Below are 22743 nucleotides of genomic sequence, written 5' to 3' on the forward strand. Positions count from 1 at the left end.
ACTCTGGGCCATGTCCGGGCAATGGGGGAGGGGCGCACCGCTATCCCCTGCCTCTGGGGGCGGGATCGCCCGCCGCGCCGGGCCTTGCCCCCGGCGCAATCCGATGGGGGTGCGCCCGTGGCAGTCTGCCCGGCATGAGTGATGCGCCCCGCCCCGCCAAACGCCAACGCCGCACGACAGCGAGCCTGACCGCCCTGCGCCATCTGGCCCGCGAGGCCGCAGAGGCGGGCGAGCCGATGCGGGAAATTGCCCGGCGGCTGGACCTGCCCTGGTCAACGCTGACCAAATGGGCGCGCGAAGATGGCTTTCGCCACAAGGACATTGCCGCCCGTCAGGCCGCCGCCGCCAAGGCGCAGGACGAGGCCGACCATATTCGCCAGCAGGCGGAACTGGCTGCGCGGCGCACCCTCTTGCGTGACGAGGAAGACGAGGAAGAGAGCGATGAGCCCTTCATGCCGCGCAGCCAGACCGATGAGGAAATCACGCTGGCCCGCGCCCGGGTCGGCGCATTGCTGGAGGCGGGATATATTCCGGAGGCGGAGCAGGACATGCGCGCGGCCCGCCGCCTGACCAGTTTGCAGAGCTTTGCCGCCCCGGTGCGCGCCGCGACCGAGGCCGCGACCCAGCAGATGCGACAGGCGCAGATGAATGCCGCGCTCTACCGCGCGGCGCTACAGGTCTGCGCCTGTTGGGAGGAGGGGGACACGCCGCCAGACCATCTGCCCTGGGTGGTCTCGGCCACGTTCCAGAAACGGCTGGCCATTACGCGCGAAGTGGTCCTGGCGGTGGATCCGGACGATGAGGGCAGTGATCAGGAGCTGACGGAACTCCTCCTCCAGCTCGCGGCGATGGGCTGGTTCCGCAATTTCCACCCGCTGCTGCGCCAGGCAATCACCACGCTGACCCTGCAGGGCCATCACGCCCTCGCCGAAAAGGTCGGCGGATTTATCAAGGCAGAAGAAGCGGCCCTCCCGACCCTCATCCAATGGTGCCATGCGAACGGGTATGGGTATCATGGGGAGGTGTAGGGCGGGTCATGACCCGCCAAGCAGCAAGTGCGGAATGGCGGGTTACGCTTCGCTAACCCGCCCTACAGCATCGCGGAGCGGCGCATTGCTAATCGCAAGAGTTGGGCAAATACATTGCTCCACCGATGCGCGCTATTCTGCCAATGTGAGACCCCAGTCTTGAGGTTGCCTTACGGTCTTACTAGTAAATATCAATTCTACACCATATCCGGAATTCTTCACAGAGTGCTGTAGCGTGTACTTTTTTGGGCTAAAATGCTTGTATAGAGAATAAATCATTGGATGGTTGTCATAGGTCATGACCCAATCTCGATCTCTGTACTCGGTAAGAATGAATTCAGAAAGCGCTTGATGATCTTGTTTGTGATACGAGTTTAGATACAGTCTGCCGCCCTTTTCTACGTACGGGGGGTCAATAAAGAAGAAAACGTTTTCTTCTTTATGCTTGGATAGAAAGCTGATTCCGTCCAGCTTTGAAACTTTAATCTTGGATCGGACATTCTTGATTCGCTCTACACGTTCAATCAGCGTGCTCCTATTGAAGCGAGCGTCAATTTTGTAATTTCCGGACTGATCCAATCCACCTATTACGCCAGCGTTGAGAACGCCGGATCGATTTGTTCTATTCAAGTAAAAGAATGCAAATCCAACATCATCCATGATTTTGCTAGATCGCATTGTTTCTCGTTGCGCCAACCACTCTTCTACTGTGAGTGGAACTTCTTTTATTCGTGCAATGAATTTTTCCGGACGACGAATTAGGAAATTCCAAAATGCAAAGACGCTAGGATCGATGTCGTTTATCAAAAGGTTCGATATGTACCCTCGAAGAAGCAGATGCAGGCCAATTCCACATCCCCCAGCGTACGGCTCAGCGTAGGTGCAATCTTGAAGTCGATTGTGAATGATCAACTCTTTGATTGGATCGGCAAGCTGGCTTTTCCCACCGGGGTAGCGCAAGGGGGAATAGAACTTCACTTGGAATCCTCAATTGCGTGCCAGAGTTGAGCCATCCATTTTTCTATTGAATCCCAAGCGGTTAACAGATCGTTTACCGAAGGAAAAAACTCCGTGTTATGCACAAACTCGTGAAGGCGGGTAGTGGAAATGACGCTATCGGGAAGGCAAAGTTTCGCTTTGGCAGCATTAGCCAGTTTTTTTTGTGCGGGGTAGCGAGTTTTGAAGTCGGTGTTCACGATTTCAATTTTTTGGCTCAGGGTTGGTCCTTTGCCGCCAGCATTGTGTTGCAGCAGATTGAACGTATCCATGTAAACGTCGATTGTCCCCTCCACAAACACGCGAAGGCAGACAGCTACAGGGATTGGGTAGGATTGTACGCTGAGCTTGGTCAAATCGGATGCTAGGCTGCTCAACTTGGGGTGGGAGATGGGAGCTTTGAATGTCGAAGGGATCAATTTTGATCTCTTCTTCTTTAGGGTTGGGCTTTTCGTTGTGCTAGAAGACTTTGCTTTTGCGGGTAGCTTTTTTGTGAGCTCTGAGAATTTTGTCGGCTTGCTAGTAGTTCCGGTTTTGGGGAGTTCATTTTTGGCGAAGCCTTCAATATAATTTTTTTGTTGTGCCTTCGTTTTAATATCGTCTACTTTGATGGTCTTATCCGCGAGGTCCTTGGCCATCTTAAGTAATGGCTTTGCAATCTCCGCTGCAGGGACCTTGCTCTGAAATCTTCCATCGCTGATTTCAATCCCCAGTGTTTTGCGAACATCGGGGTTCTCGAGCAAGCGCTCTAATGAAGTGATCGGAAACTTGGGACCAACGATTGGTTGATCACCTCCAGCCATGTTGATGAAATCGATAACTGGCTTCATCTTCGAATCAGAAAAGCGAGCCGATTGTACGGCGTTCCAATTCACAATTCCGCGACCACTATTCTCACCAGTATGCCGCAGTTTTATCCAGCGATGAGCTTCGGTGCGGGATTTTACTTCAGCGCTGTCAATCGGCTCCAATTTTGAAGCATCTGCTTTTGACGCTGCCTTGACGAGCTTGCCTCGCAGGGCATCCGGAATTTCCAGATCTTTGAGTATTTCGGGATTTTGAAGAATCTTCAGCGCCGCTGTGCGCCTATTTCCTTCGAGTGCGATATACTTCCCGTCTTTGTCTTTTATTACCAGAAAGCGATCCATAGGGCTTAAGCCGTGGAGGGCAATATCTTCCGTAAGTTCCCCAAGTTTTGACCCTTGGTCATCGATCACAGATTGCAGAGTTTCTAGCTGGGAGTCCTGCTCTTCAATTCTGGGATTGATCGGATCCAGTTTGAGATCATCAATGTCCAATTCTACGGTTTTGTGCATTCAAAGCCCCAACTCTTCTTCCCTTAACCGCTTCACCTCGTCCCGGAGGCGCGCAGCTTCTTCGAACTCGAGGTTCGCGGCGGCTTCGCGCATTTGTTTTTCCAGGTCCGCAATGGCGGCTTTGAGGTTGTGGCCTGTTTCTCCGGCAAGTGGCAAGGCTTTTGTTTCGGTGACGCCGCGCACCTTGGTCTTGTCCTTGCCGCGGCCGCGGGCTTTCGGGGCGCTGCCGGGCTTTTCGCCGAGTTCGCCGAGAATATCGGCCACGGCGCGCTTGATCGTGGTCGGCGTGATGCCGTGTTCGGTATTATAGGCGACCTGTTTCTCGCGTCGGCGGCTGGTCTCTTCCATGGCGCGCTCCATCGAGCCGGTGATCCGGTCGGCATAGAGCACGACGCGGGCGTCGGCATTCCGCGCGGCGCGGCCGATGGTCTGGACCAGACTCGTCTCTGAACGGAGGAAGCCCTCCTTGTCCGCATCGAGAATGCCGACAAAGCCGCATTCGGGAATGTCGAGCCCCTCGCGCAGAAGGTTGATGCCGACCAGCACGTCGAACACGCCGAGGCGCAGGTCACGGATGATCTCGATCCGCTCGATCGTGTCGATGTCGGAATGCATGTAGCGCACGCGCACGCCATTCTCGTTGAGGAAGTCGGTCAGGTCTTCCGCCATCTTCTTGGTCAGCGTCGTGATCAGGCTGCGATAGCCCTTGGCGGCGACGTCCTTGACCTCGGCCATGACATCATCGACCTGGTTGGCGCCATCCCTGGAGACGGGGCGGACCTCGACCGGCGGATCGATCAGGCCGGTGGGGCGGATGACTTGCTCTGTGAACACACCGCCGGTGCGGTCCAGTTCCCACTTGCCGGGCGTGGCCGAGACGTGGACGGTCTGGGGGCGCATGGCGTCCCATTCCTCGAATTTGAGGGGGCGGTTGTCCATGCAGGAGGGGAGGCGGAAGCCGTATTCGGCCAGCGTGGTCTTGCGGCTGAAGTCGCCTTTGTACATGGCGCCGATCTGGGGCACGGTCTGGTGGCTCTCATCGGTGAAGACGAGGGCATTGTCGGGCAGGTATTCGAACATGGTCGGCGGCGGGTCGCCGGGCTTGCGGCCGGTGAGGTAGCGGGAATAGTTCTCGATGCCGTTGCAGGAGCCGGTGGCGGCGAGCATTTCGAGATCGTACTGGGTGCGCTGCTGGATGCGCTGGGCCTCGAGCAGTTTTCCATTGGCCTCGAAATGGGCAATCGTGGTCTTCAGCTCCGCCTTGATCTTGTCGATGGCCTGGTTGAGCGTCGGGCGGGGCGTCACATAGTGGCTGTTCGCATAGATCTTGATGGCGGGCAGCTTCTGCATGGTGCGGCCGGTGAGCGGGTCGAATTCGGTGATGCTCTCCAACTCGTCGCCGAAGAAGGAGAGCTTCCAGGCGCGGTCTTCGAAGTGGGCCGGGAAGATGTCGACCACGTCGCCCTTCACGCGGAACGTGCCGCGGGTGAAGGCCATGTCATTGCGGGTATACTGATTGGCGACGAGCTGTTCGGCGACGCGGCGCGGGTCGATGCGCTGGCCCTCTTCGAGCTTGAACGTCATCGATGTGTAGGTCTCGACCGAGCCGATGCCGTAGATGCACGAGACGGAGGCGACGATGATCACGTCGTCGCGCTCGAGGATGGCACGGGTGGCCGAGTGGCGCATCCGGTCAATGGCCTCGTTGATGGAGGATTCCTTCTCGATATAGAGATCGGCGCGCGGCACATAGGCCTCGGGCTGGTAATAATCGTAATAGGACACGAAATACTCCACCGAGTTCTCGGGGAAGAAGGATTTGAACTCGCCATAGAGTTGTGCGGCGAGCGTCTTGTTGGGGGCGAGGATCAGGGCCGGGCGCTGGGTCGCCTCGATGATCTTGGCCATGGTGAAGGTCTTGCCGGTGCCGGTCGCGCCGAGCAGGACCTGGTCGCGCTCGCCCGCGCCGATGCCCTCGACGAGTTCGGGGATCGCGGTGCGCTGGTCGCCCGCAGGCTCATATTCGGAATGCACCTTGAACCGCTTGCCGCCCTCCAGCTTGACCCAGTCGCGGTCAGGCCGGTGGGGCGTCCAGTTGTCGGACGGAAGGGCGCCGGCGGCATCGCGCGCGAAGCCATCAAGCGAGAACACGCTGGGCGCTTCGGAAACGCCCTTGGAAGGAGGAGGAGGAGCCATACCCCCGATATGGGGCGCGGGCAGGGAGGTGTCTAGGGTGTTCTTGTTGTGTTCGGTGTGGTGGTGGATAGAAGGTCTGTAAGCCGGTTGCGCAACTGGTTGGCGATAGTTCCGGCCTTCAAGCGCGCGGGGGCGGCGGCATCTGTCTGGGCCATAAGTTCTAAAAAGCTCATGGTTTCTTCGATTCTCGAAATTTCCCGCCACGCGAAACAGAGGTCTGCGTACCGCTCCATCGCGTCATAAACAATCTGACGCATCTCACTGCGGCCTAGAACGACGTTCGGAACGCGATTGAATTTTCCCTCGATCTGACGGCGCCAAGCAGGCGCTACGGAGTCGGCAGTGTCAGTGAGTGTGTGGGAGGCAAGAGCAAGCAGAATGAATTGACCGCGCCGTTCGCTGAGATAGTCGATCGCCAGGGAGTGCGCGTAGACGAATTCAGGCAAGTTGCTGATATGCTCAAGAAGCTTCAGTAGGGTGTTTGCTTGGTTCAGAGCGAACCATTTGTTATTGTTCGCTCCGGCCTCAATCAGGTCGTCTAACAGTCGCTCGAATTTCAGTTTTTCGTTTCTTATCGTGTTTTTGGCAGCAGCCCTCCTTTGCGGGTGGCTGGTTGCCCGATATTGAGTGTACAGCTCTCGGAAGTCGCAAGGCTGCCGCCATTGTTCTTCCAGCTGTGAAAGTTGTTCGGCAGGTGGCCCGGCAAGTACCCGATACTCACTTACCATCCATTCGGCACCTGCCTTCAGATCAGGGTCTGGAGAGTTCAGCAGCTCGCTAAGTCGGCGTGGACTGTAAGGAAATGCGGGAAGCTTCAGCTCTTCTCTGGCTTCTCGATGCTTCTCAACGCGCTTTCTGAAGCTGGGCTTGGGAATGTATTTCTTTTCGTTGTGGTCGTATCGTATGCCACGTTCAAAGAATTCCTGTTCCGTGAAGGGATCAAAAGCGTTGATGTGGCCCGCATCGTACAGGCGCTGTTGGGCGCGGCTGCGTTGCCATATGCCAAATGCCTGAAATAGAGCCGCCATGATCACGAGGTCGACCAGAGCGCGTGCGGCGAAGGTCAGGTGCTTGGCGAGTGTGGGGTTGCCGACATTGTCGGATACTGAAATGGGGGTGTTTACTTCGACCTGATAAATTTCCCACCAATCGACAAAAGGTACGGCCTTCGCCAGTTCTGCGCCAAAGAAGCTGATCCACGCGTAGAATTGCTGTGTGGGGGGCATGCTTGCAAGAGATTGCTCCGTATCGAAAGCAAAGCTGAACTGTTCTATCTGGAACAGCGCCAAGGGGACCAAAACAAAGAAGGAAACATAGCCCAATAGGGCTTCATCCTTGAGGTCGTTGTCAAAGCCAATATGAATATCCTGCGATTTTCGGAAGTCTGTCGATTGAAGGCGTGAAGCTGTTTCCCTGTCTGCTTCCACCCATGCCCATCTCCTGCCGAGCGCTATAACGATCAACATTGCAACGAATATGGGGATGAGACCAAAGGGGCTGCTCAAAACGAAGCCGATGGCGGATAGTGGAAGAATCAGACCGACTACCAATAGGTGAGGCACGGGTGCTCCATGCTGGGTTGCGCCGGACAAGGGGGCTACAAGCCGGACAAGGATCGAATCCAGTCGGCTGACCCATACTTCCGGAGCAAAACTGGCGATGCCGCCCGCTGCGGTGCTCGCCCGTGCTGTGTGATTTTCTTCGTTTTGATTCAGATGACGCGTGAGATGTGGCGCGATTATGAAAACCAGGAATGCGATGATGACTACAAGGTAGATGATGACACCCAGATCCTGATCAATCGAGAAGAACCCGGCGCCAGCGGCCCACGCCAAAAGGAGAATGCCGCCAATGGCTATGAAGCTCGTGATCAACGAGTTGCGAGACACGACATCTGTCCTGAACAAAGGCGATTTGCTTTGCTTGGCTTCTGCTGCAGCCATGCGTGCGATGGCTGTCAAAATTGGAAGGAAAGCCCCCGCGAAAAAGGCGCAATAAATTGCGATATGTAGAAGACTGCGTTCCGCGTCCGAGCCTCGCAATCGTATATGCTCAAGTTCCGAAATCAGGGGGCTGCCAGATACGAAGGCCAGCACGGACAGGGCCAAAAGTGAGAGCAGCAGATAGACGAACAGCTCTTTCAAGCCTTGGGCGATGATTTTTTCATCACTGCGCGTACGCCTTGAGGGGTTCACGGCGAGCGCGGAATGTAGACGGGCCCATATCTGGTGACTCCGGAAAAGTCCCGCCGCCACAGCTCCCACCCATAGGGCGGCCAGCAGGGCATAATTCGGTGTTTGTTGTCGGTCGGCGTCTGATAGCGGCCAAAGAAGCAGGCATATCGCCGTCATCGAGACCACGGCCCCTGTTCGGATGCCATCCGACGCGTCCAGGGACTTAAATCCCATCCATTGCGGGCGCCGAAACCCAAATTCAACTCCGAGAGACATATGTACACCGTCCTCCTCACCCAAGTTGAACTTTACCTTTCGTTAATGCTTGCGCAACCTTGGATCGAGGGTGAAGGTCAAAGAAAATGAATGGGGAAGACAATGACCAATCTGACCGAAGCCCGTATCGCGAATGTCCGTAACCATATGGCGTTGGAGGTGACGCATGATTGGGATGCGGTGATGGCGACGTTCGCGCATCCCCGGTATGAGATGCATGGCGGCGGGCAGGTGTTCGACGGGGAGGCCGCGGTGCGGCGCTATTTCGAACTGTCGCGCACGCCCTTTCCGGATCAGGACAATGAAATCATCTCGATTGCCGTTGATGAGGCAACGGACAGACTTCTGGTCGAGTTCTGGCTGACGGGCACGCATACCGGCCCGCTACAGGTCGGCAAGACCATGATTGAGCCCACCGGGCGCCGTTTCAAGGTGCGCATGGCGGCAACGTTTGAATTCGCGCCGGGCAGTGACCGGATTATCTGCGAACGCCCCTATTATGATCAGGGCGCCGTGCTGCGCGCGCTGGACCTTGTCTGATCGCGGCGGCGCGTCGGCCGAGGCGCCCAGATTGCCCGGACTCTCGTCAGGGTAGGAAAAAATGAACCAAATGGGGGCTGGGGCATAGTAGGGGCATGACCCAACTCGTTTCCGTTCCGACCCAGGCCGATTCCGCCCCCGCCGAATTGCGGCGCAGCACGCGCGTTCGCCTGCAAACGTCCGGGCGAGTTGTCCTGATGGATTATAGCGAGGCGCGCAGCATTCTCGTGCAGGATTTATCGGTCCACGGGGCCTGTCTGAAAGTCGGCGATTGGGCCGATCTGCCAAACCGTTTCCACTTGCTGCTGCGCCGGACCCCGTCCGAGCCGCATTTCCAGGTCGATTGTACGGTGCGCTGGCGCGTTGGCCCGGCGGTCGGGGTCGAGTTTGATCGCGCGATGGCCGGTTATATTCTGGCCGAACTGATCCGCCAGCCTGCGTTCCGTCACTGAACGCGGCGTCCGCGCCTAATCTTTGGTGTCCGAATCCTGGCTGCGCTCCTTTGAGCGCAGCTGTGCCATCAGCTCTTCAAGTCTCGCAGAGGGTGGCGCTTTCAGACTCTCCTCAAAGGATTTCCTGAGTGCGTCGCGCAATGGATCTGCGCTTGTGTCCTCTTCCGTGTCTTGTGCGCTAGAAATAGACTGTCTCTTTTCCTGCATATCTGCGTCCCCAAACCCGCGCAGCTACTATAATCCGGTTCGAGCTTGTGGGCCCGAACAAGGGACGGTCTCTAGGAAGTTTTCCCCCCCTTGTCGATGGCCGGATCGAGACCGGAATCGCTCATGTCCGAGCGGGCTTCGATTTTATGATTCGTTGATCCGTCACGCTTGCGGATATTGTCGCTCACGACTGGGGGCCAATCGGCGCAGGACGTATCCGATCGGGGCTGGCGCGCCTTCCGCATCGTGTTGTGCGCGCTACAGGGGCATGGATGTGAAGTGGGGCGGGGGATACAATCGGCACGAGAAAACCACCGGGTCTGAGAGAAACTTTCAGGTTTTTCACTTTGTAACAATCTGAAATAAACCGTGTGGATGAGCGCCACGATTTTCGCGAATGTGTCCGTGCCGCATGGGCATGGCGGCCAGCTTGAAGGTGACACCGCACCCGCGAGAGCCTGCGCTCGCGACGCACACTTCAGATTTGCGTCAAATTTCACCTTTCGATTCAACCAGACTTCCACCTCGCTGTGTCAGAACGGGGCGTAACGATACGGGACGGATGTGTTCCGCTTTGTATCAAACATCTGGTTTCGGGAACGGGCGATCCGTCGGTTCCTTGTAGAGAAGGTAGTAATCGCAATGGCCAAGACGGTGCTTGTAATTGATGACGATCCGACCCAGCGCCGCCTGCTTCAGGCTGCGGTCGAGAAGGCTGGATTTGCCTGTCGCACGGCGCCGGATGGCGAGGCGGGACTTGCGCTTGCCTCTGACCCGAAGGATGGCATCGACGTGGTCCTGCTGGACCTGACCATGCCGGGCCTGTCGGGCATGGACACGCTGGAACGCCTGTCGGCCAAGCGCGCTGACCTGCCGGTCATCATGCTGACGGCGACCAGCGGCATTGACACGATCGTTCAGGCCATGCGCCGCGGCGCGGTGGACTTCATCGTGAAGCCCGCCAATCCGGAGCGCGTCGTCGTTTCGATCCGCAACGCCCTGAAATTGCAATCCCTGTCAGGGGAAGTGAAGCGCCTCTCGCGCAAATCCGAAGGCGGCATGAGCTTTGACGACATGATCGCGACCGCGCCGCCGATGCGCCAGGTCGTGCGTCTGGCCGAACGCGCCGCGAGTTCTGATATTCCCGTCCTGATCCTGGGCGAAAGTGGTGTGGGTAAGGAAGTTGTTGCCCGCTGCATTCAGGGCGCATCTGACCGTGCCGGGAAACCATTCGTCACCGTGAACTGTGGTGCGATCCCGGAAAACCTGGTCGAGTCGATCCTGTTCGGTCATGAGAAAGGCGCCTTTACCGGTGCCGTCTCAAAAGCGCTCGGCAAGTTTGTCGAGGCCGATGGCGGCACGCTTTTCCTCGATGAGGTGGGTGAGTTGCCGCTGGATGCGCAGGTGAAGCTGCTCCGTGCCCTGCAGGAAGGGGAGGTGGATGCCGTTGGCTCGCGCCGCCCGACCAAGGTGGATGTGCGGATCATTTCCGCAACCAACCGCGATCTGTCGCAACAGGTTGCCGAAGGCACATTCCGCGAAGACCTGTTCTATCGCCTCAATGTTTATCCGGTTGACATGCCGTCGCTGCGCGAACGCCGTGATGACATTCCGGCGCTGGTCGACCATTTCGTGAATCGCTTCAATGCAAGCGAAGGCGCGAAAGTGACCGGTGTGGCCGACGAGACGATGAAGATGCTGTACGCCTTTGACTGGCCGGGCAATGTCCGCCAGCTGGAGAATGCTGTCTTCCGCGCTGTGGTTCTGTGCGATGGCGACCAGTTGCGCCCGCAGGATTTCCCTCAGATTTCCGGACAGATGCCGGATGTGAGCAACCTGCCTTCATCGCCCTTCAACAAGGCCCCCGATATCGCTGAGCCCGTTCAGTCCGGCGAGAACGGCCCGGTAGCCATTCAGGACGAGGCGGGCGAGCTGCGCACGCTGAGCGATATCGAGCGCGATATCCTTCAGTATGCCATCGACTTCTATGAAGGCCATATGAGTGAAGTGTCGCGTCGTCTCGGCATTGGCCGCTCGACGCTCTATCGCAAGGTCCGCGAATATGATCTCGATGTGCGCCAGGAGCGCGAAGCGAGCTAGGCCAAGGCCAAAGGGAGATGCCGGCACAGATCGGCGACAAAGCCCCGCCCCACCGGCGGGGCTTTTTTATGAGCGGGCAGGCATCGCGTAGGACATGGTGACGTTACACCGCTCATAGCGGTGGCCATAGCGGCGCATGATGTCGTCATCATGCCGGAAGCCGTATTTCTCATAGAGCCGGATGGCCGACGCGCATTTCGAATTGGTCAGCAGGAAGAGGTCCTGGATTTCCATCTGGCGGGCGCGCTTCAGGATCTGCCGCATCAGGAAATCTCCCGCCCGGCGACCGCGCGCGGAGGCCAGAACGCCCATCTTGGTCAGTTCCACGCCGCCATCCGCCATCGGCATCAGCGCGCAGGTGCCAATGATGCCGAGTTCCGGATCCTCGACGAACAGGATGGTGCCGCCCTTGTCGATCACTTTGGCTCGTGGGTTTTCGATCATGGCGATGTCTTCCGCTTCCAGCCGGAACATCTCCTCGACCCATTCGCGGGAGATGTGGTCGAAATGCGGGGCGAGTTCGTCCGAGAATTCCACGATCTTCAGGCCCGCAGGATTGGCCAGGGTCTCGATCCGCACCGACAGGGGCTGCTCGGCGAGACGCGATTCCACGAGGCAGATTTCCGCCAGCAAGTCATGGTCTGGGTAGAGACAGAGTTGCTCGGCGGCCTCCTGAACGGCGGGCCAGAAGCTGGCGCGCATTTCGGACACCAGCGCTTCCCCGGCTGGCGTGAGGAAGATTTCCTTCTGGCGATTGTCGCCCTCAATCGGGCGCGTGTCGGTCAGGCCCATCTTCTGGAGCGCATTGTGGATGCGCGTGATGGCGGGCTGGCTAACGCCGGTGGCCTCGACGGCCGCGCTCACACTGAGCGGGCCGTTGGCCTCAAGCGCGGCGATCAAGGGAAAGTGCGTCGTCTGGATCGGATAGGCGCGATTGTCGAACACGCTCACAGCTTCTGCCTGCAGCCGGTCGGCAAGACGCTTCAGCCGACTGGCCAGGCCCAGATAGCCAACTTGTGCGAGAATATCCTGGCTCATCACGGGATTCCATAATCAGTTATATAACGCGTTATATGATTAGGCTTGGCCACGGGAACCGTCAAGATGAAATCCCGATTATCAGAGGGGAACGGGTCTAGTGCCGGGTGGCGGCCTTGACGATTTCACCGATCTTGCGGGCATCGGCCTCGCGTGGGCTGCCGGTGCGCCAGGCGATACCGATCTGGCGGCCGACCACGGGACTGACGAATTCGCGTACGGCGACGTCCGGTCCGATGTTCAGGCCGTTATCTGTGGCGAGTTTGGGCAGGAGCGAGACGCCAAGGCCCCCGGCAATCATGTTGACCAATGTTCCGAGTGAAGTAGCGGCCACCTGATCAGTGCCGTTGCCGGTCTTCATGCGACAGATGGAGAGTGCATGATCGCGCAAGCAGTGCCCGTCTTCGAGCAGGAGGAGGTTCTCGCCCGCCAGGTCTTCTGGCGAGAGGCCGTTCTTCTTGGCCAGCGGGTGTGAAGCGGGCGCGGCAAACAGGAATTCATCATCGAATAGCGGCAGCATCTCGATGCCCGGAACGTCCCAGGGCAGGGCAATCAGGGCGGCGTCCAGAGTGCGCGTGCGCAACTGGTCGATCAGGCGCGGTGTCTTCTCTTCGTGCAGGTAGAGTTTGAGCTGGGGATATTGCTCGCTGAGGGCGCGGACTGCCGCTGGCAGGACGAAGGGCGCGATGGTCGGGATCGCGCCGAGATGAAAGGGGCCCGTGAGCAGAGCGCCGGCGCTCTGAACCGACTGGACCAGGGAATGGGCATCATTGATCAGCGCATTGGCGCGCGACACCGCCAGCTCTCCGGCATGAGTCAGCTTGGCGCCGCGCGGTTCGCGTTCGGCCAGTTTGACGCCCAGCAAATCCTCCAATTCCTTGATCCCGGCTGACAAGGTGGGCTGCGTCACATAGCACGCCTCGGCGGCCCGAGAGAACGAGCCGGTCTCTCCAAGAGCCACTAGATACTGCAGTTGGCGAAGGGTCGGTATAATCATAGAGACAATCTATACCGGCAATGGGAATTATCAATTTTCCTTTTTGCCGCAACTGCGAGAAAGCACGGCCACCGGGCCCACCGTTCCGGCAGCCTCAACATCTTATCCCAGGAGATCCACTATGCTTGGCATTGGCGAAAAGCTTCCCGAGTTCACAGTCACGGGCGTAAAGCCGAAATTCATGCAGCATGAGCAGAATGGCGAAAGCGCATTCGAGCCCATCACGCAGGATTCCTTCGAGGGTAAATGGAAAGTCATCTTCTTCTACCCGAAAGACTTCACCTTCGTTTGCCCAACTGAAATCGCTGAATTCGCCCGCCTGTCCGGCGACTTCGAAGATCGCGACGCGGTTGTGCTCGGCGGGTCCACCGACAACGAGTTCGTGAAGCTGGCATGGCGCCGCGACCACGCAGACCTCGCAGAGCTGCCGATCTGGCAGTTTGCGGACACCCGCGGTGAGCTGGTTGATGGTCTTGGCGTGCGTGAGCCGTCTGAAGGCGTTGCCTATCGCGCGACATATGTTGTCGACCCGCACAACGTGATTCAGCACGTTTATGTGACCAATCTGAACGTCGGCCGCAGCCCTGCAGACACGCTCCGCGTGCTGGATGCCCTGCAGACCGATGAGCTGTGCCCATGTAATCGTCCGGTTGGCGGAGATATTTTGGAACCAGCTGCCTAGGTTGCGCATAGATAGAACGCAACGCTGAAACTTCCGGGAAGATGTCTCACTCCCTCCCCCACCCATGAGGCATCTTCCCATCAGCGTCGCGAAAGGTCCGGCAGGCCTTCCGTCCACCCAGTTCCGGACGTTGGCACTCCCACCCCTCTAGCCTGCAAGGCTTGTCGGACCCATTCGCTCCCCACCCCATCAAAACAACGAATTCCGGAAGGATGAGGATTCATGTCTATCGAGTCCCTGAAATCTTCGCTGCCTGACTATGCGAAGGATCTGAAGCTCAATCTCGGCTCGCTGATGAACGAGACCCTGTTGAGCGACCAACAGAAATATGGCTGTTTCCTCGCCTGTGCCCATGCTGTGGGTGAACCCCAGACGCTGACGGCGCTGGAAGCGGAAGCGGACGGAAAGCTGAGCCCCGAAGCGATCAAGGCTGCGAAAGCTGCCAGCGCGATCATGGGCATGAACAATGTCTATTACCGGTCGATCCACCTGATCAGCAATTCGACGTACCAGACCTTGCCAGCCAAGCTGCGCATGAACGTGATCGGTGCGCCGGGAATCGAGAAAGCGGACTTCGAGCTTTATTCCCTTGGTGTGTCCGCCGTGAATGGTTGCGGCATGTGTCTCGATGCGCATGAAGCCGAATTGCGCAAGCACGGCTTGTCGACCGAGCAGATCCAGGCGGGCATCCGCATCGGCGCTGTGGTCAATGCTGTCGCCCGCGTGCTGGCTGCTGAGGCGGTCACGGCCGGCTAGTTGCGCGGCGAATGTTCCAAGACCCATGGAAAAGCCCCGAAGCATTGCTTCGGGGCTTTTTTTGCGATTCGAAGCATTCGCGAAGTGATACGGGGCCGAAACGAACAGATACTGGGCACTGCCGAAACGAGCTGTGGAAATCAGCAGAAAAAGACATGTTCCGTCCCCCGTGCCTTTCACGTCACAGCAGGGGAGGGCAGCGGCCTGATTCAGAAAGGAAAATTACCGGCCGCCCATTTCGGCCCATTCGGCCGTTCCGGTATGTTGCCGTAATATTTCATCTTTGTTCCAGTGATTTACGGATGTGGATATTTCGATTCATCCACAGTGCCCATTGAGACCCATACTGTCCCATGATACTCCACGTTAAGACATGGTTTACCCATGCGGGGTTTAGGCAGACAAAGTCAGGGTTGGCGGGTGTTCGTTTCCACCTATGAAAGCGCTATTGATGCAAAGGGTCGGGTTTCCATACCCGCTTCCTTTCGCGCTGCGCTGGGCGGTGGAAACCGGATTTTCCTCTGGTCGGCGCTCGACGGATCCGGTTGTCTGGAAGGCGGCGGTGAGGCCCTGATGGCAATGTATCGGGCGACGCTGACCCGGCTCGCCCCGCACTCCCCCGCCCGCAAGGCCCTGGTCACACGCATCATCGCAGGCTCTGCCGACCTGAAGATGGACGATACCGGCCGCATCAAACTGTCTGACGAGTTGATGAAGGCGGCAAACCTGACCGATCGCGTCAAATTCGCGGGCAATATGGACAGTTTCCAGATATGGAACCCGGATCGCCATGCTGAACATTTCGACGCCATGGCCGCCGAGGCTGCGAAAGAAGACACACTGGAAGCGCTCGGGCATGCCTATTCCGAAGTGCTGCACCAGCAGGCCTCGGGGAATGCCGCCCTGAAGCTCGTGGATGGGGGCGACAGCTGATGACACAGGACGTGCCCCTCGCTCCCGACCCTGGCCACAAACCGGTCATGCTGGATGAAGTGCTGGAATGGCTCGCCCCCAGGGATGGGGAGATTATTGTTGACGGCACGTTTGGCGGCGGCGGTTATAGCCGCGCCATTCTTGGGTCTTCCAAATGCACCCTGATTGGCATTGATCGCGATGTGGATGCCATTGAGCGCGCCCGGAAGATGGCGGAAAAGACGGAACGCCTCGTACCCTTGCTCGGTCGCTTCGGCGAAATGGACGACATCGTCCGCGCGGCGGGATATGAACATGTTGACGGCGTTGTGCTCGACATCGGTGTTTCCAGTTTCCAGATTGACCAGGCTGCGCGCGGTTTTTCCTTCATGAAGCATGGTCCACTGGACATGCGCATGGGCGATACAGGCCCAACGGCGGCGGATGTGGTCAATATGATGAGTGAGCGCGACCTCGCGAACATCATCTTCCGTCTTGGCGAAGAGCGCCAGGCACGCCGGATTGCCCGGGCGATTGTGCTGCACCGTGATGACACGCCGTTCGAGACAACCACCGAACTGGCCGATGCGGTTGAAAAGGCCGTGGGCGGGCGCAAGGGCGCGCGTATTCACCCGGCGACGCTGACGTTTCAGGCCATCCGCATGTATGTGAATGATGAGCTGGGAGAGTTGGCCCGTGCGCTGCACGCTGCCGAACGCCTGCTGCGTCCGGGCGGCCGTCTCGTGATCGTGGCCTTCCACTCGCTGGAAGACCGTATGGTGAAACAGTGGTTGAAGAACCGTGCCGGCAAGATGGGCGGCGGATCGCGTCATTTGCCGGTTGCGCAGAAAGGCCCCGACTCCACGTTCGAGCTGGCTGTTTCCAAGGCGGTTCTGCCGTCTGATAACGAAGTTGAAGGCAATCCGCGCGCACGCTCCGCCAAGTTGCGGGCCGCAATCCGTACCAGCGCACCCGCCATCGAAGAAGAGGCCAGCGACGGCATGAATCTGCCGCCCCTGTCAGACCTGGAGGATGCCCTATGAGCCGCCGCGCATTTCTGTTTGGATTGGTCGTTGTCGGCCTGCTGATTGTCAGCCTCTATCGTGCCAAATATGGCGCCAAGGACACCGCGGCTGAGCTGATGGCGGTTGAGGCGCAGATCGAGGAGGCGCGCCAGGAAAAGGCGCTGCTGGAAACCGAGCTGTCGCACATGAGCCGCCGCGAATGGATTGAGGAATATGCCCGCACCGAACTGGGTATGGCACCGCCCAAGCCGGAGCAGATGGCTTCCGAGGGGGATCTGGATGCACTGGTTGGCAAGCCCAACAGCCTGAGCGTCCCGGCGCCTGCATCCACCGAGAACGGGGAGGTGCCCGAGTGAGCGAAGCCTCCCGGAACCGGACACGGCTCGCTGGCCTCGCGGTCAGTGCGCTGTTTGTCGTTCTGGCTGGCAAGGCCGGCTACCTGTCCCTTGCGGGCGGGGCGGCACCTGCGCATGCGGCAGGTCAGAAGGCCGAGCGTATCGTGCGGGCCGATATTGTTGATCGCAATGGCGAACTGCTCGCCACATCCGTCTCCGCCTACTCGCTTGTCGCCAATCCGAAACTGATCTGGGATGGCGGCGAAGTGTCCGAAGCGCTCGCGACGGTCCTGCCGGATATCGACGTGGCGGAGATGACCCGGCGCCTGTCAGATCAGACCCGTGAGTTTGTCTGGGTAGAGCGCGGCCTGACCCCACGCCAGCGCAAGGCCGTGTTTGACCTGGGCCTTGAAGGGCTGCGTTTCGAGGAAGAGAGCCGCCGCGCCTATCCACGCGGTACCTTGGCAGGGCATTTGCTGGGCTACACGAATGTGGACGGCCTCGGCGCAGGCGGCATTGAGTATAGCCAGAATGAACGTCTGGCCGCCGGTGGAGAGCCGGTCCGCCTGACCATCGATAATGGCGTGCAGGCAGCGGTCGAGGCTGAGCTGTCAATCGCCGCTGCCGAGCATGAAGCTGAAGGTGGCGCCGCGATCCTGCTGGATGCGCAAACCGGCGAAGTGCGCGCCATGGCCAGCTGGCCACCATTTGACCCGAACCGGTCAGTTGATATTCCGATGTCGGATCCGTCACGTCTCAATCGTGCGACCGGGGCGGTCTACGAACTCGGATCCATCTTCAAGCCTTTCACGGTCGCCGCTGCGCTCGAAGCCGGCGTGGTGCACCCGACCGAATTGTTCGATGTGCGCCGCCCGCTGGAAATTCGCGGTTTCCGGATTGAGGATGATCACCCATTCCATGGCGATGCCGACATCACGCACATCATTTCCCAGAGCTCCAATATCGGCACGGTCCGGATCAACGAGAAGCTGGGGCCGCGGCGCCAGCAGGATTTCCTGACCCGCGCCGGTCTGATGGAGCGGGTGAAGATCGAACTGGCGGGCAGTTCAGCGCCAATCCTGCCCGAGCGGTTTGACGATCTCTATTCTGCTACCGTGTCCTATGGGCATGGCATTGCTGTATCGCCCATGTCTTTCCTGGCTGCCTTTTCGACCTTTGCGAATGGGGGTGAGCGGGTTCAGCCGACCCTGATCATGAACAATCGGGATCGCCCTGCGCCTGTAAGAGTGATGTCTGCTCTGACGGCTGAAATGGTGAACGTGATGATGCGCGAAGCGGTCGTCACCGGCACCGGCAAGAATGCCGAAGTTGCCGGGTATCGCGTTGCGGGAAAAACCGGCACGGCGGAGAAGCCGATCCTTGGCGGGTATGATGATGACCACAATGTCACGAGCTTTGCGGCTGTCTTTCCCTATGATCGCCCCCAATATGCCCTGATCGTGACCCTCGATGATCCGAAGGCCGGATCAGGGGCCGGCGCCACGGCGGCCTACAATGCGGCTCCGGCGGCGGGACGAATGATAGAACGTGTCGCGCCGCTTCTGGGTCTTGCGCCACGGTTCGAGGATATTCGCCCGGCGGGCGCAGCCCTCCGCTCCGGCCGGGAGAAGAGGAGTTCCTTGTGACCAAACTGAAAGACCTGTTCCCGCTCGTCGAGCAGGGAGACATCGAAATCAAAGGCATGACGGCTGACAGCCGTCGGGTAGCGCCGGGCTATCTGTTCGCGGCGCTGAAAGGCACCGTATCGGATGGTCGGGACTATATTCCGCAGGCAATCGAAAAAGGCGCTGCGGCGATCCTGTCCGAAGGCGGCGTTGCGGTAGATGGTGCTACGCATGTGATCGCGGATGAGCCGCGCCGCGCGCTGGCCCTTGCCGCGAAGCGCTTCCATGTCGCGCAGCCGAAAACGATCGCTGCCGTGACAGGTACGAATGGCAAATCCTCGACGGTGGATTTCTGTCGCCAGATCTGGGCGAATGCAAACCTGTCGGCTGCCTCGATGGGCACTCTTGGTGCCATTGGCCCGAAGGGCAATATTGATGTCGGCCATACGACACCTGATCCGGTTACCATTCACGAGACCCTCCACGAACTGGCCGGGCAAGGGGTCACCCATTGTGCGATGGAGGCGTCCAGCCACGGCCTGGAGCAACATCGCCTTGATGGTGTGGACTTGTCGGCTGTTGCTTTCCTGAACTTTACCCAGGACCATCTCGACTATCACGCCACGATGGAAGAATACCTCGACGCCAAACTGCGCCTGTTCCGCGACTTTGGCGGACAGGGCATGCCAGCCATCGTGAACGCCGACAGCGACCATCGCGAGGTCTTCGAGAAGGCCGCAACCGATCATGGCCTGCAGGTCGTGTCCTTCGGCTGGCGCGGCGAGGATCTCTGGATCGACGAAATCATGCCGCGCGCGACCGGGCAGGTGCTCAACCTGTTCTGGCGCGATGTCGAATTGAAGCCTTTCGAACTGCCGCTGATCGGCGAGTTCCAAGCGTTGAATGCGCTGGCGGCGGCGGCGATCTGCTTGTCGCTGGGCATGGACGTCGACGCGGTGATGGACGGCCTGTCCAAGCTGAAGCCCGTTAAGGGGCGACTCGAACTGGTCGGCAAGACCGAGGCAGGCGCGGGCGTGTTTGTCGATTATGCCCACACGCCGGACGGGCTCGACGTGTTGCTGCGCGCCGTTCGTCCGCATACAGCTGGCCGACTGAAAGTCATCTTTGGGTGCGGCGGTGACCGCGATGCCAAGAAGCGCCCGCTGATGGGTGAGATCGCAACGCGTCAGGCCGACGATGTGATCGTCACCGACGACAACCCGCGCTCTGAAGACCCGGACATGATCCGGCATGCCATTCTCGAAACCGCGCCGAACGCGCGCGAGATTGGCGACCGCGGAGAGGCCATCCGGACGATTATCGCCGAACTGAAAAAAGGCGACACGCTGGTGATCGCTGGCAAGGGCCACGAGACCGGCCAGATCATTGGCGCGGATATCATCCCGTTCTCAGATCAGGACACGGCGCTGGATGCGCTGAAAGGCGGCGCCGGATGAACGCGCCGCTCTGGATCTCTTCCGATATCGCGCTCATTACGGGTGGCAGGGCGACGGATCCGTTCTCTGTGACGGGTTCAGTGTCGATCGACACACGCAGCCTGAAGCCGGGCGACCTGTTCGTGGCGCTGACGGACCAGCGCGATGGGCATGATTTCGTCGAGGCGGCCTTTGCTGCGGGCGCGGCGGGCGCACTCGTGTCGCGTCAGGTCGGGCAGGGGCCTCAGCTCATTGTGGATGATGTGCAGGAAGCGCTGGAGCAGATGGGTGTGGCCGCGCGGGTCCGCTGTGGCGCGCATCGCACGGCCGTGACCGGTTCAGCCGGCAAGACCAGCGTCAAGGAAATGCTGGCACAGATCTATCGCGCCTTCGGCCCGGCGCACTGGAATGTGAAGAGTTTCAACAATCATTGGGGTGTGCCGCTGACTCTGGCGCGCATGCCGGAAGACACCACGCGCGCCGTTTTCGAGATTGGCATGTCGACTCCTGGCGAGATCGCGCCGCGCAGCCAGATGGTTCGTCCGCATACCGGCATCGTGACCTGTATTGCGGGGGCGCATCTTGAAGGGCTCGGCTCTCTCAGCGCAGTTGCGCATGAGAAGGCAGATATCTTTACCGGCATGGAGGCCGGGGGGACATTTATCCTGCCTGCCGATGACGAATTCTTTGACTATCTTGCCGGACGCGCGCGGCGCTTCTGCCCGACCGGAAATCTCGAGAGTTTTGGCCGGAGCGCCAATGCGACGGCGCGTATTGTCGGATATGAGACAGACGGCAATAAAAGCCGGATCCAGCTCGATATTGTCGGCAAGCCGGTGCTTGTCACGATCAATGCGGTTGGTGAGCATTGGGCCATGAATGCGGCAGCGGCGGTTCTGGCCGCCAGCCAGTCCGGTCTGTCGGTCGAGGACTGCGCCGAGGCACTTTCCGGTTACACGCCACCTCCCGGTCGGGGGACAGCCGAACAGCTCACCCTGCCACAGGGTGGACACATTACGCTGATCGATGATGCCTACAATGCAAACCCGGCGAGCATGAAGGCCTCATTGGCTGCGCTGTCCCGTCGGGGCAGTGGACGTCGGCTGATTGTGCTCGGCGAAATGCTCGAAATTGGCGAAACGTCGGATGCTGAACATGCCGCGCTTGCGGATCCGGTGGCGGATACTGGACCAGCTGCCATTTTCCTGGCAGGCGACAAAATGACTCATCTTTCGGACGCACTTCCGCCTCAGTTGGAGCAGACCTGGACTCGCAATTGGGAAGAGCTGTGGAATCCTCTGCAAAATGCGCTCCGAGATGGAGATGTGCTCTTGATCAAGGGGTCGAATGCGTCCGGGATGGCGAAACTAGCTGACCGAATTCGCCAATGGAGCGACTCGGCAATGGGTAAGATGGAACGCGGGGCAGAAGGCGCCGCAGAGGTTGGGTGATGCTATACGAATGGCTGGCCGCAGACAGCGGTATATTTAACGTTCTGAACTATATCACATTCCGGTCCGGCGCGGCCGTGGTGACGGCGTTCCTTGTGACCGTCCTGTTCGGAGACGCAATCATCAACTTCCTCCGTGCCCGGCAGGGTAAGGGCCAGCCGATCCGCGACTTGTCGCTGGAAGCGCAGCTGTCGAAGCAGGGCACGCCGACAATGGGCGGTTTCCTGATCTGGCTGGGCCTGGTGGTCGGCGTCTTGCTCTGGGGCAACCTGACGAACCCATACATCTGGGTCACACTGTTCGTGACACTGTCTTACGCTGTTCTTGGCTTCCTGGATGATCTTGCCAAGGTTTCCAAGCAGAGCGCGGATGGCGTTCCGGCGAGCGTGCGCCTGCTCGCGGGCTTTGGCATAGCGGCAATTGCCTGTGCGTTCATCATGGGCCTGCACGGCGCGCACACGCCAGCGGGTCATGCCGAATGGGGCCCGCTGAACGGATTGGCTGAGACCATTGCCAGCCTGGCACCCGAAACAAGCGTCGAGCCTGCCGACCCGGCTTTTTCCGGCGGTGTGGCTGTGCCCTTCGTAAATGACTATTTCTTCCCGCTTGGCGGCTTCTTCATCCTGTTTGGCATGATCGTTGTCGTCGGCAGCGCGAATGCGGTGAACTTCACCGACGGTCTGGATGGCCTCGCCATTGTGCCGATGAGTTTCGCGGCTGCCTCCTATGCCCTGATTGCTTACCTGACAGGTAACTTCGTCTTTGCCGATTATCTCGGCATCCAGTTCACGCCGGGCACCGGCGAGCTGACCGTGTTGCTCGCCTCCATGATCGGCGCGGGCATGGGCTTCCTCTGGTACAATGCCTATCCGGCCAAGGTCTTCATGGGTGACACCGGATCGCTCGGGCTTGGAGGAATGCTGGGTGTCGTTGCGGTGGCGGCCAAGCACGAATTTGCGCTGGTGATCATTGGCGGTCTGTTCGTGATGGAAGCGGTGTCTGTGATGATACAGGTCGGCTGGTTCAAGGTCACCCGCAAGCTGACGGGGGAAGGCAAGCGCATCTTCCTCATGGCGCCGCTGCACCACCACTTCCAGAAGAAAAACTGGCCAGAAACGCGCGTTGTGGCGCGCTTCTGGATCCTGTCCGTCCTGTTCGCCCTCGCGGGCCTCGCAACGCTGAAGCTGAGGTAAGCCGAGAC

19 protein-coding genes are annotated in these 22743 nt (G+C 59.1%); 13 read left to right on the plus strand and 6 right to left on the minus strand.

The genetic code is table 11. The features are described 5' to 3' along the window. Positions 1–134: 134 nt before the first annotated feature. Positions 135–1028: a hypothetical protein gene (locus B3527_RS16320; protein WP_290480495.1), complete on the plus strand. Its 894-nt coding sequence runs from the start codon at positions 135–137 to the stop codon at positions 1026–1028. Positions 1029–1160: 132 nt separating this feature from the next. Here B3527_RS16320 and B3527_RS16325 read toward each other — a convergent pair whose 3' ends face one another. From B3527_RS16325 to B3527_RS16340, 4 genes are read right to left on the minus strand one after another with little or no spacing between them, the layout of a single operon-like run. Continuing rightward, positions 1161–2006 carry a DNA adenine methylase gene (locus tag B3527_RS16325; RefSeq protein ID WP_290480494.1) on the minus strand — a complete coding sequence of 282 codons (846 nt, stop codon included), beginning with the start codon at positions 2004–2006 and terminating at the stop codon, positions 1161–1163. Further along, on the minus strand, positions 2003–3340 hold the full coding sequence (locus B3527_RS16330; RefSeq protein ID WP_290480493.1) for a hypothetical protein: 1338 nt from the start codon (positions 3338–3340) through the stop codon (positions 2003–2005). The genes B3527_RS16325 and B3527_RS16330 overlap by 4 nt, the downstream gene beginning before the upstream one ends. Then, positions 3341–5536, minus strand: a complete 2196-nt coding sequence (gene uvrB, locus B3527_RS16335; protein ID WP_290480492.1) for an excinuclease ABC subunit UvrB — start codon at positions 5534–5536, stop codon at positions 3341–3343. A gap of 32 nt (positions 5537–5568) precedes the next feature. Continuing rightward, the gene (locus B3527_RS16340; protein ID WP_290480491.1) at positions 5569–7887 is read right to left on the minus strand and encodes a hypothetical protein; all 2319 of its coding nucleotides are present in this window, start codon (positions 7885–7887) and stop codon (positions 5569–5571) included. Positions 7888–8088: 201 nt separating this feature from the next. On the opposite strand from B3527_RS16340, the gene B3527_RS16345 reads away from it, so the two are divergent. The 3 genes from B3527_RS16345 to B3527_RS16355 all read left to right on the plus strand — a co-directional run bounded on the left by B3527_RS16345 (position 8089) and on the right by B3527_RS16355 (position 11285). Beyond that, a complete protein-coding gene (locus B3527_RS16345) occupies positions 8089–8526 on the plus strand; it encodes an ester cyclase (RefSeq protein WP_290480490.1) in 438 nt (145 codons plus the stop codon). A gap of 95 nt (positions 8527–8621) precedes the next feature. Next, the gene (locus tag B3527_RS16350) at positions 8622–8978 is read left to right on the plus strand and encodes a PilZ domain-containing protein (protein WP_206992145.1); all 357 of its coding nucleotides are present in this window, start codon (positions 8622–8624) and stop codon (positions 8976–8978) included. 849 nt (positions 8979–9827) lie between these two features. Beyond that, the gene (locus B3527_RS16355) at positions 9828–11285 is read left to right on the plus strand and encodes a sigma-54-dependent transcriptional regulator (RefSeq protein ID WP_206992146.1); all 1458 of its coding nucleotides are present in this window, start codon (positions 9828–9830) and stop codon (positions 11283–11285) included. Positions 11286–11351: 66 nt separating this feature from the next. Here B3527_RS16355 and B3527_RS16360 read toward each other — a convergent pair whose 3' ends face one another. Together B3527_RS16360 and B3527_RS16365 are read right to left on the minus strand one after the other, a co-directional pair. Then, a complete protein-coding gene (locus B3527_RS16360) occupies positions 11352–12323 on the minus strand; it encodes a bifunctional helix-turn-helix transcriptional regulator/GNAT family N-acetyltransferase (RefSeq protein ID WP_290480489.1) in 972 nt (323 codons plus the stop codon). A gap of 97 nt (positions 12324–12420) precedes the next feature. Beyond that, positions 12421–13320 (minus strand): hydrogen peroxide-inducible genes activator, encoded by a 900-nt coding sequence (locus B3527_RS16365; protein ID WP_034816385.1) that lies wholly within the window; start codon positions 13318–13320, stop codon positions 12421–12423. Between the two features lie 121 nt (positions 13321–13441). On the opposite strand from B3527_RS16365, the gene B3527_RS16370 reads away from it, so the two are divergent. The 9 genes from B3527_RS16370 to mraY all read left to right on the plus strand — a co-directional run bounded on the left by B3527_RS16370 (position 13442) and on the right by mraY (position 22735). After that, the gene (locus B3527_RS16370) at positions 13442–14002 is read left to right on the plus strand and encodes a peroxiredoxin (RefSeq protein ID WP_034816389.1); all 561 of its coding nucleotides are present in this window, start codon (positions 13442–13444) and stop codon (positions 14000–14002) included. Positions 14003–14224: 222 nt separating this feature from the next. Further along, the gene (locus tag B3527_RS16375) at positions 14225–14758 is read left to right on the plus strand and encodes a carboxymuconolactone decarboxylase family protein (RefSeq protein WP_206992148.1); all 534 of its coding nucleotides are present in this window, start codon (positions 14225–14227) and stop codon (positions 14756–14758) included. Between the two features lie 420 nt (positions 14759–15178). Further along, entirely contained in the window at positions 15179–15691 is a 513-nt protein-coding gene (locus tag B3527_RS16380; RefSeq protein ID WP_290480488.1) for a division/cell wall cluster transcriptional repressor MraZ, read from the plus strand. Next, the gene (gene rsmH / locus B3527_RS16385) at positions 15691–16713 is read left to right on the plus strand and encodes a 16S rRNA (cytosine(1402)-N(4))-methyltransferase RsmH (protein ID WP_290480487.1); all 1023 of its coding nucleotides are present in this window, start codon (positions 15691–15693) and stop codon (positions 16711–16713) included. The genes B3527_RS16380 and rsmH overlap by 1 nt, the downstream gene beginning before the upstream one ends. Continuing rightward, positions 16710–17051: a cell division protein FtsL gene (ftsL, locus tag B3527_RS16390; RefSeq protein ID WP_206992151.1), complete on the plus strand. Its 342-nt coding sequence runs from the start codon at positions 16710–16712 to the stop codon at positions 17049–17051. Before rsmH ends, ftsL begins: the two co-directional genes overlap by 4 nt. After that, on the plus strand, positions 17048–18676 hold the full coding sequence (locus tag B3527_RS16395) for a peptidoglycan D,D-transpeptidase FtsI family protein (RefSeq protein ID WP_290480486.1): 1629 nt from the start codon (positions 17048–17050) through the stop codon (positions 18674–18676). Before ftsL ends, B3527_RS16395 begins: the two co-directional genes overlap by 4 nt. Then, a complete protein-coding gene (locus B3527_RS16400) occupies positions 18673–20112 on the plus strand; it encodes a UDP-N-acetylmuramoyl-L-alanyl-D-glutamate--2,6-diaminopimelate ligase (protein ID WP_290480485.1) in 1440 nt (479 codons plus the stop codon). The genes B3527_RS16395 and B3527_RS16400 overlap by 4 nt, the downstream gene beginning before the upstream one ends. Further along, positions 20109–21542: a UDP-N-acetylmuramoyl-tripeptide--D-alanyl-D-alanine ligase gene (locus tag B3527_RS16405; RefSeq protein ID WP_290480484.1), complete on the plus strand. Its 1434-nt coding sequence runs from the start codon at positions 20109–20111 to the stop codon at positions 21540–21542. The genes B3527_RS16400 and B3527_RS16405 overlap by 4 nt, the downstream gene beginning before the upstream one ends. Then, complete coding sequence (gene mraY / locus B3527_RS16410) at positions 21542–22735, plus strand: phospho-N-acetylmuramoyl-pentapeptide-transferase (protein ID WP_290480483.1); 1194 nt, start codon at positions 21542–21544, stop codon at positions 22733–22735. Before B3527_RS16405 ends, mraY begins: the two co-directional genes overlap by 1 nt. Positions 22736–22743: the final 8 nt, after the last annotated feature.

Origin of the sequence: Hyphomonas sp. UBA4505 (assembly GCF_002388685.1) — a bacterium.
In the GTDB taxonomy this organism is placed as follows: domain Bacteria; phylum Pseudomonadota; class Alphaproteobacteria; order Caulobacterales; family Hyphomonadaceae; genus Hyphomonas.